We start from the raw sequence: 12530 nt of genomic DNA on the forward strand, positions 1-12530 counted from the left end.
CGTATCTTCAGCGCCACCAAGTATCGAGCGGCGTCACCGGGACGGTGCGCTTGTGCCTGGTGTTGCGGAAGATGCTCTCCACTCGGTCGGCCACCTCGGGTGTGACGTCCTTGCCCTCGAGGTAGTCGTCGATCTCGCTGTAGCGCAGGCCGAGCGCCTCTTCGTCGGGCAGCGCGGGTCGGTCGTCCTCGAGATCCGCGGTCGGCACCTTCGACCAGACGCTGGCGGGCGCGCCGAGTTCCTGGAGCAGCGCCGCGCCTTGGCGCTTGGTGAGACCGGTGAGCGGGGTCATGTCGACTCCGCCGTCGCCGTACTTGGTGAAGAACCCGGTGACCGCCTCGGCGGCATGGTCGGTGCCGACCACGAGCAGGTTCTCCTGACCGGCGATGGCGTACTGGATCACCATGCGCTCGCGGGCCTTGATGTTGCCGCGGACGAAATCGCTCAGCTTGCTCACCTTCAGCCCGGACGCAGTCTCGGCGGCCACCGCGTTGGCGCCGGGGCGTACGTTGACCACGACGGAACGGTCCGGTGCGACGAAGGTCATCGAGATCCTGGCGTCGGCCTCGTCGGACTGCACGCCGTAGGGGAGACGCACCGCGACGAAGATCGCTTCGAAGCCCTCCGCCCGCAGCTCCTCCGCGGCGAGCTGGCACAACCGCCCCGCCAGCGCGCTGTCCTGGCCGCCGCTGATGCCGAGCACGAAACCCTTTGCGGGCGTTGCGCGCAGATACTCCTTGAGGAAATCGACCCGGCGGCGCACCTCGAGCTTCGGCTCGATCGTCGGCTGGACACCCAATTCGCTGATGATCTGTTCGCGCAGACTAGCCATGGCTCCTCACTCTACTGGCGCGGTGGCCGGGACCACCCGGCGAACGAAGGCTTCCCAGTTGTCCCCGATCCGCTTCCCGTCGTATCGGAGGACATTCAGCTGGTACATCACCAGGGGCGCGGCGAGTGCGGCGAGCAGACCGTCGGCGAGCAAGGGAATCTCGCCCGGCGTGCCCGCCTGCCGCAACAGCATCGCCACGTGCGTCTTGAGCAGGCTGTACGGCCTGCCGGTATAGCGATTCTCGGCTTCGCTGACCTCGGCGGCCCGGTACAGCTCGCCCTCGACCTCGATGTCGAGTATCCGTGCGCGCCCGAACGCGACGAGCCGGTCCACCGGAGGCGCGCCGGGTCCGAGCGGTGGCGGCCCGAACATGAAGGCCCCTTGATACTTCTGCTCGGAGTGGTCGAGCAGCGCGCGCATCAGGCCGGAGCGGTTGCCGAAGCGGCGGAACACGGTGCCTTTGCCGACGCCGGCCCTCTTGGCGAGTTCGTCCATCGTCAGGCTGTCGACGCCGTGTTCGCGGACCAGATCCTGCGCCGCGTCCAGCAGCAGCTGTCGATTGCGCGCCGCGTCGGCGCGCTCGGTGGGCTCGGCGATGCCGGGCAGAGAGGCGCCGATGCGCAGCACGGGTCGCTCGCGCGGCGGTTCGCCTGCCGGCGGTGTGGGGTAGTTCACAGCCCTCTCACGGTCTCGTGGGAAGTAATCGGACCGCAGTCCGGTTAGTGTCTTGTGTCAGTCGGACACCATCTTCAGTACACCAGGGAGTTGCCATGAGCGAGCGTAGTGAGCGAATCATCAACACAGTGCCCCTGGCGAATGCCGAAGGCAGGAGCCAGACCCAGATCCTCGCTCTCGTGGGAAGCCTGCGCGTTGCCTCGATCAACCGCCAGCTCGCCGAAGCGGCTGTGCAGACCGCGCCGGACGGTGTCGAGGTGACCATTTACGAGGGCCTCGCCGACATCCCGTTCTACAACGAGGACATCGACGTCCCCGGCGCCGTGCCCGCCGCCGCGCAGCGGTTGCGCGACGCGGTCGCCGCCGCCGACGGTGTCCTCCTGGTGACCCCGGAATACAACGGCACCCTGTCCGCCGTGCTGAAGAACGCCATCGATTGGACCTCGCGGCCCTACGGTGCGGGCGCGTTGAAGGACAAGTCCGTCGCCGTCATCAGCGCCTCGATCAGCCCGAACGCGGCGCGGTGGGCGCACGGCGACGCGGTCAAGGCCATCGGCGTCGCGGGCGGCAAGGTCGTCGAGGCGGCGCACGCGCACTTCGGTGTGATCGGCGAGCGCTTCGGCGCCGCGCATCCGCGCCAGGACGCCGAGGCGCTCACCCAGCTCGGCGCGACGCTGCACGAGCTGGTGGACGCCGCGCGCGGTCAGCTGGTATCCGCCTGAGCCGTCCGGCGTCCGACGCAGCGCCGGCCTTCGGTGCCGCCCCCGCTCTCGTTCGAGGCGGGGGCGGACTTGTGTTTCCGATGTGTCGGGGTAGTGCACAAGGGGTAGACGATGCGGCGGTGACAGGTGTGACACAAGAGTTTGCTGAGAGAGCGCTACGGTACGGAATTGTGATCTGCACCACGGACGTGTCGGGTTGCGAATCGAGCGTCCTGGTACTTCTCGCGGTGGAATTACATCTATGCGACTCGCAACATGTCGTGTCGTTTCTTTCTGTCGGCCACTAGGTGTAGTGTCTTCGGTGCTGGAAGGCGGTGCGAGACCCACCGCGAGGAGCTATCGTCCGCAGCGGCGCTAGCAGGGGTTTCGAGACCGGATCCAGGAGTTTGCGCAGCGTACGTCGGATCACGCACTGCATACGGATCACCGGCTGTGGATCAGGCTCGCGATGTGAGCTCGGGCCCGGAGGCGGAAGCCCGCGTAACCAGGCCGCGAACATCGCGGATTAGGCACAGGAGAGAGGGACATCAATGACCATCACCGTGTACACCAAGCCCGCTTGCGTCCAGTGCAATGCCACCTACAAGGCCCTCGACAAGGCCGGGGTGGACTACGAGGTCATCGACATCTCCGAGAACGACGAGGCGCGTGACTACGTCATGGCCCTCGGTTACCTCCAGGCTCCGGTCGTCGTCGCGGGTGAGGACCACTGGTCCGGCTTCCGCCCCGACCGCATCAAGGCCCTGGCGGTCGCGGCGGCCTGATCGGCGCCACATCTTCGGCGTTCGTCCGATGGGAGAGGAGAAGCGATGTCCACGGGGACCGCGCTGGTCTACTTCTCCAGTGCCTCGGAGAACACACATCGTTTCGTCGAGAAGCTGGGACTCCCAGCCACTCGCATACCACTGCACACCGCCGATTCGCTGCGCGTCGACGAACCCTACGTGCTGATCGTCCCCACCTACGGGGGCGGTCGGCACGTTCTGGGGGGTAACAGGTCCGACAAGGACTTCGTGCCGCGGCAGGTCGCCAAGTTCCTCAACGATCCGCACAACCGCGCCCTGCTGCGCGGCGTCGTCGCGGCGGGAAACACGAACTTCGGCGATACCTATTGCTTTGCGGGAGAGGTGATCTCGCGCAAGTGCGGGGTGCCGTATCTGTATCGCTTCGAACTCATGGGAACCGCTGAGGACGTCGACCGCGTCCGAGAGGGATTGGGATTGTTTTGGCAACAGCAACGACAGCGCCCGCCGGAAAGACAGCTCGCTTAGAGCAGCCCCCGGTGCGCGGCGCCGACGCCGCGGGCGAGGTACTCGACTACCACGCCCTCAACGCGATGCTGAACTTGTACGGACCGAATGGCGAGATTCAGTTCGACAAGGACCGCGAGGCCGCCCACCAGTACTTCCTGCAGCACGTCAACCAGAACACCGTCTTCTTCCACAACCTGGACGAGAAGCTGGACTACCTGGTCGACGAGAACTACTACGAGGCAGAGGTTCTCGACCAGTACAGCAGGGCGTTCATCAAGAGTCTGTTCAAGCAGGCCTACGCGCACAAGTTCCGGTTCCCGACCTTCCTCGGCGCGTTCAAGTACTACACCTCGTACACGCTCAAGACCTTCGACGGCAAGCGCTACCTGGAGCGCTTCGAGGACCGTGTGTGCATGGTGGCGCTCACCCTGGCCGCCGGTGACGAGACCCTGGCGCGTCAGCTGGTCGACGAGATCATCGGCGGCCGCTTCCAGCCGGCCACCCCGACCTTCCTCAACTCGGGCAAGAAGCAGCGCGGCGAGCCGGTGTCGTGCTTCCTGCTGCGCATCGAGGACAACATGGAGTCCATCGGGCGCTCCATCAACTCGGCGCTGCAACTGTCCAAGCGCGGCGGCGGTGTCGCCTTGCTGCTCAGCAACATTCGCGAGCACGGCGCGCCGATCAAGAAGATCGAGAACCAGAGCTCCGGCGTCATCCCGATCATGAAGCTGCTCGAGGACTCGTTCTCCTACGCCAACCAGCTCGGCGCGCGGCAGGGCGCGGGCGCGGTGTACCTGCACGCGCACCACCCGGACATCTACCGCTTCCTGGACACCAAGCGGGAGAACGCGGACGAGAAGATCCGCATCAAGACGCTCTCGCTCGGCGTGGTGATCCCCGACATCACCTTCGAACTGGCGAAGAAGAACGAGGACATGTACCTGTTCTCGCCGTACGACGTGGAGCGCATCTACGGCAAGCCGTTCGCCGACATCGACGTCACCGAGAAGTACTACGAGATGGTCGACGACAAGCGGATTCGCAAGTCGAAGATCAAGGCGCGCGAGTTCTTCCAGACCATCGCCGAGCTGCAGTTCGAATCGGGCTACCCGTACATCATGTTCGAGGACACGGTGAACAGGGCCAACCCGATCGCGGGCAAGATCACCCACTCCAACCTGTGCTCGGAGATCCTGCAGGTCTCCACCGCGTCGGAGTTCAACGACGACCTGTCCTACAAGAAGGTCGGCAAGGACATCTCCTGCAACCTGGGTTCGCTGAACATCGCCAAGGCGATGGACTCGCCGGACTTCGCGCAGACCATCGAGGTGGCCATCCGCGCGCTGACCGCGGTGTCGGACCAGACGCACATCTACTCGGTGCCGTCGATCGAGCAGGGCAACAACGAGTCCCACGCGATCGGGCTCGGGCAGATGAACCTGCACGGGTACCTGGCGCGCGAGCGGGTCCACTACGGATCCGAAGAGGGTATCGACTTCACCAACATCTACTTCTACACCGTGGTCTACCACGCGATCCGGGCGTCGAACCGGATCGCCATCGAGCGCGGCGCTTGGTTCGGCGGCTTCCCGGAGTCGAAGTACGCCAGCGGCGAGTACTTCGACAAGTACACCGACCAGGCGTGGGAGCCGAAGACCGACCGGGTGCGTCAGCTGTTCGACGACGCGGGCGTGCACATCCCGACCCAGGACGACTGGCGCGAGCTGAAGGCCTCGGTCATGGAGCACGGCATCTACAACCAGAACCTGCAGGCGGTGCCGCCGACCGGCTCGATCTCCTACATCAACCACTCCACCAGCTCGATCCACCCGGTGGCGTCGAAGATCGAGATCCGCAAGGAAGGCAAGATCGGGCGCGTCTACTACCCGGCGCCCTACATGGACAACGACAACCTCGAGTACTACGAGGACGCCTACGAGATCGGCTACGAGAAGATCATCGACACCTACGCCGCGGCCACCCAGCACGTGGACCAGGGCCTGTCGCTGACCCTCTTCTTCAAGGACACGGCCACCACCCGTGACCTGAACAAGGCGCAGATCTACGCCTGGCGCAAGGGAATCAAGACGCTGTACTACATCCGGCTGCGGCAGATGGCGCTGGAGGGGACCGAGGTCGAGGGCTGCGTGAGCTGCATGTTGTGAGGCTTGTGGCTGGATGAAAGGGGCGGCTTCCGTTGGGAGGCCGCCCCTTTCGTGTGCGGGTTGCGCCGGGGGGCCGGGTGAGCCGACGTCGTGACCGGACTCGGTCCGCAGTCGAATCAGGACAGCGCCGGGATGACCTCGCGCTCGAAGAGCTCGATGCCCGAGGTGTCGTAGGCGGACTCGGGGAAGTTGAGGATCGTGTAGCCCAAGCCGAGATCGCGGATCTTGGAGAGGTTTTCGACGATCTGCTCCGGGGTGCCGACGGCGGCGGTGCCGCGGAACAGGTCGTCGACCTGCTTGGCGGCCTGTTCGGCGCCCACGAACGGGATCAGCCGATCGCGCAGGGCGGCGAGGCGGTCCTCCACCTCGGACTCGGTGGCGCCGATCGCGACGTTGAAGTTCGAGGAGCGAACGATGGCGTCGAAGTCGGTGCCGACCTCGGCGCAGTGTCCGCGCAGGATCTCCGACTTGCGCGCGAACTCGTCGGGATTGCCGCTGAAATTGGTGTAATTCGCGAACTTCGCCGCGATGCGCAGCGTCTTCTGCTCACCGCCGCCCGCGATCCACAGCGGAATCCCGCCCTCCTGCAACGGAAGCGGACGGACGATCGCGCCGTCGACCTGGTAGTGCTTGCCGTCCAGGGTGGCCTTGCCCGCGGTCCACGCCTGCCGGAAGATCTGCACGCCCTCGTCGAGGCGGCCAAGGCGCACGCCCGCGGAGGGGAAGCCGTAGCCGTAGGCGCGCCACTCGTGCTCGTACCACCCGCCGCCGATGCCCATCTCGACCCGGCCGCCCGAGATCACGTCCACCGTCGCGGCGACCTTCGCCAAGTAGGCCGGATTGCGGTAGCTGATCGCGGTACACATCTGGCCGAGCCGCACCCGCGAGGTGCTCGCCGCGAACGCCGACATCAGTGTCCACGCCTCGTGCGTGGCCTCCTCGGTGGGGACCGGGACCGTGTGGAAATGGTCGTAGACCCAGATCGACTCCCACGCGTCGTTCGCGTCGGCGCGCTGCGCCAGATTCCGCATCACCTCCCACTGCGCGGCGGGCTCGATCCCCACCAGATCCAACCGCCAGCCCTGTGGGACGAACAATCCGAAGCGCACAGACTTCTCCTTCGCATATCCGAGCGAGACCTGTCCCGGCCATCCTGCCGCGAACCCGCCCCACCCTGCCCACTCCCCACCTCGACATCAACCATTCCACGCGCCCCGCGCCGAACTCCCGCCGAGCGCGAGCCGAGGCCCGCCGATTCGCGGCGCGTTCTACCGGCTCAGTCGGTCTGCTTGGGATGGCCCGAGCGGGCCAGCACCACCCAGACGATTCGTCGTTCCGAGTCGGGGCAGTACCAGATGCGGCCGCTCGCGCTCACTTCGTACTGCCACTGCCGCGGTGGGGCGACTATCTGGGGAGGAGGCCGAGGGTGGCTAGCTCGCCGGTGAGGTCGGTGGGGGAGGAGGTGACGGTGCGGGCGCCTGCGGCGATGGCCTGGTCGCTGGTGTCGCAGCAGGCGGTGTGGGCGCTGGTGAAGACGAGGACGGGGGTGGTGAGGCCGCGGGCGCGGACGGTTTCGGTGAGGCGCAGGCCCGCGTCGGGGACGGCGGAGCCATTTTCGGTGCGGTTCATGTCGGTGATGATCGCGCCGTAGCGGCGGGTGGACAGCAGGTCGGTGGCGGCCGCGGTGGTCAGTGCGGTGTCGACGCGAATTCCGTTGCGTTCCAACCGGTCGATGAGGAAGGCGTTGTTCGAAGGGTGGTCGTCCACCCACAGGATCGCGCTCGCGACAGGGGATTCCGGACGAGGCGGGGCCGTGCCGAGGTCCAAGGAGCTGCCGACGTCCTCCGCGGCGCCGGATCGGGTGTCGTCTCCGGTGCCGGGCAGGCCGCGGACCTGTCCCGCGCCGGGGTCGAGCGCACGTTCGGCGGTGAGCTGATCGACCTGCTCGCGCAGTCTGCGGACCTGGACCTGAAGATCCTCGATCATGTTCTCCTGCTGCTCGCTGACCTGCTTCATGTCCAGCTCTTGCCCGCCGATGCGCAAGGTGAACTGCCTGCGCGCCGCCGAGCTGATCACCCGCGCCAACGGACCGCGGAACATACACAGCGCGGCCGCCGCGAGCAACGGCCACAGCAGCGCCGCGACAGCATCGATCGTCTCGTTCACAGCTCCCCCTTGTGACGTGTCCCCAACGAGCACAACGTGTTTCGCCAGAACCCCGCCCGACTATAAGGTCCCCCCGGGTCCCCCACAACCCGGACCACGGCGAATACCACTGTCCACGGCGCGGAAATTCGGCCTACGATTCGAAGAGGGGCCGATTTGTGGGAGGTGCGCATGTCGCAGACATCGATCGATGTGGATGATGCCGCCCTGGCGGTGGTCGGTGTGCTGCTCGGCACGACGGACACCGAGGAAACGGTGAACGCGGCACTGCACGAGGTGATCGCGCAACGTAAGCGGCTGGCGATGCTGGAGCGGATGATGGTCCGTTCCCGCGAGAAGGTCGACCAGGCGCCGGACCCGTGGCGCAAGACCGTCTCCTGGTAACGGGGAACGTGGGAAAGCCCGGCGCTGGAACGAAATTCGGTGGCCGGTCAGCTCGGCCGAGGTCATGCTTGGTGCGATGACCAACGAACGACAGTATCGACTCGGCGTGGACTTCGGCCGGGTCATCCAGGGCGCCGCGCTGCCTTCCGGCGACGCCGACACCGTCTTCCTCGGCGGCGGCGACACGGACGCCATGCGAACTCCACCGAGCCCCAACGCTTTCGAGGTCCTCGCGCGCTTGGTCGCGCTGTTCGAGCGGCGCGCCTGGATCATCTCCAAATGCGGTCCGCGCGTGGAAGAACGCACCCAGCGGTGGCTCGACCACCACGACTTCTACGAGCGGACCGGACTTCCGCGCGGCAACCTCCGCTTCTGCCGGGAACGCGCCGACAAGGCGATTCACTGCGCCGAGCTCGGCATCACGCACATGATCGACGACCGTCTGGACGTGCACCGGGCGCTGCGCGGTCTGGTGCCGCATCTCTATCTTTTCGGCGTGCAATCCGGCCCGATCCCGGAGTGGGTCGAACATGTGCTGACCTGGGACGATGCGGAACCCGCTGTGGTGGCTTCGATCACGCCGCGACCCGCGGAAGGGTGACGACACGCCGCCCGCCGTGAAACATGGGGTTGAAACATGTATCCTTCACGGGGACGCATTCGCGTTCGAATTCTGTTGACCAGGTAAACGGCGCGCGACCGATCGGTCGCGGCGGGGACGATCAGGAGGTGGGTTGCCATGCGCAGTGAACCTCCCAGTCGAAGGCCGCGCGGCGCCGCCCCTTCGCATACCTGGTAGGTCTGCGTCGCCCGGGTGGGCGCCTCGCGGTGTGAAACTTCGTGCACTTTTCACCCCACGCTGTGCTGAGGACCTCCCATGTCGCAGATCGATCTCATCGAAGCACGCCCGGTTACGACCGAGTCCCTGCCGGACTTCGTCGCCGAGCACCGTGTCGACGCCGCCCTCGACTGGCTCGACAACCACCCGCCGCACTTCATCGCCGACCAGCTGGCCAGGATGGACGCCGTCCAGGCTGGCATGGCGTTCCGGCTGCTGGACAAGGATCTGGCGCTGGCCGTCTTCGAGGAGCTCGAGCCGGTCGACCAGCAGCAGATCCTGCAGGGCCTGCGTGATCAGAGCTTCCGTGAGCTGGTCGAGGGCATGGCCCCGGACGACCGTGCGCGCATGTTGCGCGAGGCGCCCGCCAAGGTCGCCAAGAAGGTGCTCGCCGGTCTGAGCCCGCGCGAGCGGCGGATGACCGCCGCCCTGCTCGGCTATCCCGAGGGCTCCGCGGGCCAGTACATGACGCCCGAGGTGGTCGCGTTGCCGCGCAACCTGACCGTCGCGGAGGCGCTGGCCACGGTGCGCGCCAAGGGCACGGGCGCGGAAACGGTGTACACGCTGCCCGTCGTCGACGCGGGCCGTCGGCTCACCGGCGTCGTCGAGCTGCGGGAACTGGTGCTGGCCGGGCCCGACACCATGGTGTCCGAGCTGGTCGTCACCGAGCCCGCGTTCGCCCGCGCGACCGACTCCGCCGAGAAGGCCGCCCGCCTGATGCGCGAGACCAACGACATCAACCTGCCGGTGGTGGACAGCGAGGACCGCCTCGTCGGCCTGCTCACCATCGACGACGCCGTGGAGGTCATCGAGGCCGCCGACAGCGAGGACGTCGCCCGCCAGGCCGGTTCGGCGCCGTGGGAGGGCCACTACATGGCGGCGGGCGTCTTCCAGCTGGCCCGCTACCGCGCGCTGTGGCTGATGCTGCTGCTCTTCGCGGCGACGCTCACGGTGAGCGTCACCGATTTCTTCGAGGGCACCCTGGAACAGGCCGCGCACCTCGCGCTGTTCATTCCGCTGCTGATCGGCGCGGGCGGCAACGCGGGCGCCCAGGCGGCCACCGCGTGTGTGCGCGCGCTCGCCGTCGGCGAGGTGCGGGTCTCGGACCTGTTCAAGGTGATCTGGCGCGAATGCCGGGTCGGTCTGGTGCTCGGATCCCTTTTGGCCACTGCGGGTTTGGTGATCGGCGGGCTGTTCGTCGGTCCGCGCATCGCGGTGGTGGTGGCGATCACCCTGGTGCTGATCTGCGCGTGGGCCGCCACCATAGGGGGCACCATGCCGTTGCTGGCCAAGAAGCTGCGCATCGACCCGGCGGTGGTGTCGGCGCCGATGGTGACGACGCTGGTGGACGCCACCGGTCTGATCATCTACTTCACGACGGCGAAGTTGGTCCTCGGCATCTGACCCGCTAGCGCTCGGGGAACAGGGCGAGCACCTGGGCCGCGACCTCGGCGGCCACCTCGTCGGACGCCGAGGTGACCTCGACGACAGGTACCCGCGGACCGTGGGCGGTGCTTCCCGAGGGCAGCTCGGGGCCGACTTGGGCGGTGAAGATCGGAATGGTGTTGTCGTACACCGAGACCGAACGACGGACGGGGCGCCCGTCGATGCGCACCTCGGTGCCCTGCTCGGCGAGGTAGTCGGGGATCCGGTACTCGTAGCCGACGGTGACGACCTCGTCCCGATAGCGGAACCGGCACGCGGTCAGGCGCGGTTCGCCGGTATCGGCGGTGCCGGACAGCCGGGCGCGCACCGCGCAGGGGTCGGCGCCGAGCAGGACGGTGCGCACGGTGTCGGGTGACGTGCCCTGGACCGGACCCGCACGCCACCTGTCCAGCATCCCGGGGGTGAGCCGCTCGGCGAGCGCGCAGGGATCGTTCGCGGTGACGCCGAGATAGATGGCCGCGCCCGCCGGAAATCGGGAGGTGGTTCCGCACGCTGTCGCCGGTCCGGTCTCGCGGTCGGGAACGACGCGCACGCTCACGTCGCCGATCGGCTTGGTCGCGCCGGTCAGTTCGGCCAGTAGCGTCGGTGACCAGTACGCGATGACGACGTCCGCCTGCTCTTCGCGCTCGACCTCGGCGGTGCAGGAGTACAGGTCGGTCGTCACCCTGCGCACCTCGCCCAGATCGGCGAGGACGTCGCGGGGAAGCAGAGCGCACACGTCGATCTGACGGGCGCCCGAGGCGACCTCCTGGCGTTGCTGTTCGGTGTGCGCGGGCTGCGACCAGAATTCCGGGGGATGCGCGGGTTGGACGGTGGCGGCTTCCTCGCTCGAACCGCCGCAGCCCGCCGCGACGAGCAGCGCGGCGGCGGTCAGGACGAGTTTGCGGTGCATCGGATCCTCCGTCCGCGATGGCCGTGCCCGATCGAGTGCTCGCCTATCGAGTCTGCCGTTCGAGCAATCCCCGCGCAAACATCACCGTCGTCACCGGGATCAGGCGGCCGCCTGACTCGTCACCTTCTGGGCGACCTCGTCGGTGTCCGCGCGGACGTCGACGACGGGATCCGGCCGGTTCAGGAGAAGAGCGAAAGCGCTTGCCGCACGACTTCTTTCGCGACATCGTCGGATGCGGCATGGACGCTGACGATCGGCACGGACGGGCCGAACGTCTCCGACGGCTCGGCCTGCGGCAGGTCGGGGCCGACCGGCGCGTTGTATGTGCGGATCGGGTCGTTGTCGCCGGACGGGTTGGACCGGTAGACGTCGTGACCGTCGATCGTGACAGCCGTGGCGGCGGCGGTGAGCACACGCCGGTATCTGTTCTCGTAGGTCAGGATCACCTCCTCGTCCCGGTAGGTGAAACCGCAGCCGTTCAGCGTTCGTTTGACGCCGAACTCGACGGTGCCGGTCAACTTGCCGCGCACCGCGCATGGGTCGGCGCCGTGCAGGACGGTGGGCGCGGTGTCGGGCGAGGTGCCTTGCTGCGGCCCCGAGCGCCACCTGTCGAGCATCCCCGGGACCAAGCCTTCGATCGTCGCGCACAGATCGGTCGACGTTTTGGTCTCGATGTCGAGATACACGCCGACGCCCGCCGGGAACCTGGCGGTCACGCTGCACCGCCGCTCCGAAGCGACGGTCCAGGTCGTGATGTCGCCGAGCTGGCGCACCGTACCGCGGTCCTGCGGAAACTGATCCGGCAGCGCGTTCGTCGACCACTTCAGCTTGGTGCCCTCGAGGTAGCCCGCAGGACCCAGCGATGCCTCGCACGAGGTCGGCTGATCGTTCTCCACGGCGCGCACCGCGCCGAATTCGGTGAGTTGGCCGAGCGTCTCGCGCGGAAGCAGCGCGCACACATCGATCCGGCGGGTGTGCCGCAGCACCTCGTCACGCTGCTGGTCGTTCTCCGGGACCTTGGACCAGAACTCCGCTGCCACAACGGATTCCGTGGCCGACGCCGAGTTCGTCGCCGGTTCGGACTGACATCCGGCGGCGGTCAGGGCGATCACGCCCCCCAGTAGTAGTCGACGCAGCATCGAGTCCCCCTTCATCGC

General features: G+C 67.2%; 13 protein-coding genes. 7 read left to right on the forward strand and 6 right to left on the reverse strand.

All coding sequences use genetic code 11. The features are described from left to right. Positions 1–7: 7 nt before the first annotated feature. Positions 8–832 (reverse strand): ammonia-dependent NAD(+) synthetase, encoded by an 825-nt coding sequence (gene nadE / locus ABZV58_RS06335; protein ID WP_354999147.1) that lies wholly within the window; start codon positions 830–832, stop codon positions 8–10. Between the two features lie 6 nt (positions 833–838). Then, positions 839–1459 (reverse strand): helix-turn-helix domain-containing protein, encoded by a 621-nt coding sequence (locus ABZV58_RS06340; RefSeq protein ID WP_354999823.1) that lies wholly within the window; start codon positions 1457–1459, stop codon positions 839–841. Positions 1460–1602: 143 nt separating this feature from the next. Between ABZV58_RS06340 and ABZV58_RS06345 the strand changes: the two genes are divergently transcribed. The 4 genes from ABZV58_RS06345 (at position 1603) to nrdE (ending at position 5647) form a co-directional block, all read left to right on the forward strand. After that, complete coding sequence (locus ABZV58_RS06345; protein ID WP_354999148.1) at positions 1603–2229, forward strand: NAD(P)H-dependent oxidoreductase; 627 nt, start codon at positions 1603–1605, stop codon at positions 2227–2229. Positions 2230–2759: 530 nt separating this feature from the next. Next, a complete protein-coding gene (locus ABZV58_RS06350; protein WP_067781531.1) occupies positions 2760–2993 on the forward strand; it encodes a redoxin NrdH in 234 nt (77 codons plus the stop codon). Positions 2994–3038: 45 nt separating this feature from the next. Further along, positions 3039–3500, forward strand: a complete 462-nt coding sequence (gene nrdI / locus ABZV58_RS06355; protein WP_354999149.1) for a class Ib ribonucleoside-diphosphate reductase assembly flavoprotein NrdI — start codon at positions 3039–3041, stop codon at positions 3498–3500. Positions 3501–3565: 65 nt separating this feature from the next. Then, the gene (nrdE, locus tag ABZV58_RS06360; RefSeq protein WP_354999824.1) at positions 3566–5647 is read left to right on the forward strand and encodes a class 1b ribonucleoside-diphosphate reductase subunit alpha; all 2082 of its coding nucleotides are present in this window, start codon (positions 3566–3568) and stop codon (positions 5645–5647) included. Between the two features lie 116 nt (positions 5648–5763). Here nrdE and ABZV58_RS06365 read toward each other — a convergent pair whose 3' ends face one another. Both ABZV58_RS06365 and ABZV58_RS06370 read right to left on the reverse strand, forming a co-directional pair. Further along, positions 5764–6756, reverse strand: coding sequence for an LLM class F420-dependent oxidoreductase (locus tag ABZV58_RS06365; protein ID WP_354999150.1), 993 nt, complete (start codon positions 6754–6756; stop codon positions 5764–5766). A gap of 295 nt (positions 6757–7051) precedes the next feature. Then, the gene (locus ABZV58_RS06370; protein WP_354999151.1) at positions 7052–7813 is read right to left on the reverse strand and encodes a response regulator; all 762 of its coding nucleotides are present in this window, start codon (positions 7811–7813) and stop codon (positions 7052–7054) included. 171 nt (positions 7814–7984) lie between these two features. Here ABZV58_RS06370 and ABZV58_RS06375 point away from each other — a divergent pair, with 171 nt between their 5' ends. From ABZV58_RS06375 to mgtE, 3 genes are all read left to right on the forward strand, one after another. After that, entirely contained in the window at positions 7985–8197 is a 213-nt protein-coding gene (locus tag ABZV58_RS06375; protein WP_354999152.1) for a type II toxin-antitoxin system VapB family antitoxin, read from the forward strand. 76 nt (positions 8198–8273) lie between these two features. Next, entirely contained in the window at positions 8274–8798 is a 525-nt protein-coding gene (locus ABZV58_RS06380; RefSeq protein WP_354999153.1) for a hypothetical protein, read from the forward strand. Positions 8799–9074: 276 nt separating this feature from the next. Continuing rightward, on the forward strand, positions 9075–10439 hold the full coding sequence (mgtE, locus tag ABZV58_RS06385) for a magnesium transporter (RefSeq protein WP_354999154.1): 1365 nt from the start codon (positions 9075–9077) through the stop codon (positions 10437–10439). Positions 10440–10443: 4 nt separating this feature from the next. On the opposite strand, the gene ABZV58_RS06390 is transcribed toward mgtE, so the two are convergent. Continuing rightward, positions 10444–11373 (reverse strand): peptidase, encoded by a 930-nt coding sequence (locus ABZV58_RS06390; protein WP_354999155.1) that lies wholly within the window; start codon positions 11371–11373, stop codon positions 10444–10446. A 179-nt stretch (positions 11374–11552) separates the two neighbouring features. Further along, the gene (locus ABZV58_RS06395) at positions 11553–12527 is read right to left on the reverse strand and encodes a peptidase (protein ID WP_354999156.1); all 975 of its coding nucleotides are present in this window, start codon (positions 12525–12527) and stop codon (positions 11553–11555) included. Positions 12528–12530: the final 3 nt, after the last annotated feature.

This window comes from Nocardia sp. NPDC004654 (genome assembly GCF_040609595.1).
GTDB lineage: Bacteria > Actinomycetota > Actinomycetes > Mycobacteriales > Mycobacteriaceae > Nocardia.

Coding starts and splice junctions, on each gene's coding strand:
- nrdI (WP_354999149.1), top strand. CDS start 3,039: ATGTCCACGGGGACCGCGCTGGTCTACTTCTCCAGTGCCTCGGAGAAC.
- nadE (WP_354999147.1), bottom strand. CDS start 832: ATGGCTAGTCTGCGCGAACAGATCATCAGCGAATTGGGTGTCCAGCCG.
- mgtE (WP_354999154.1), top strand. CDS start 9,075: ATGTCGCAGATCGATCTCATCGAAGCACGCCCGGTTACGACCGAGTCC.
- ABZV58_RS06395 (WP_354999156.1), bottom strand. CDS start 12,527: ATGAAGGGGGACTCGATGCTGCGTCGACTACTACTGGGGGGCGTGATC.
- ABZV58_RS06375 (WP_354999152.1), top strand. CDS start 7,985: ATGTCGCAGACATCGATCGATGTGGATGATGCCGCCCTGGCGGTGGTC.
- ABZV58_RS06345 (WP_354999148.1), top strand. CDS start 1,603: ATGAGCGAGCGTAGTGAGCGAATCATCAACACAGTGCCCCTGGCGAAT.
- ABZV58_RS06390 (WP_354999155.1), bottom strand. CDS start 11,373: ATGCACCGCAAACTCGTCCTGACCGCCGCCGCGCTGCTCGTCGCGGCG.
- ABZV58_RS06380 (WP_354999153.1), top strand. CDS start 8,274: ATGACCAACGAACGACAGTATCGACTCGGCGTGGACTTCGGCCGGGTC.
- ABZV58_RS06350 (WP_067781531.1), top strand. CDS start 2,760: ATGACCATCACCGTGTACACCAAGCCCGCTTGCGTCCAGTGCAATGCC.
- nrdE (WP_354999824.1), top strand. CDS start 3,566: ATGCTGAACTTGTACGGACCGAATGGCGAGATTCAGTTCGACAAGGAC.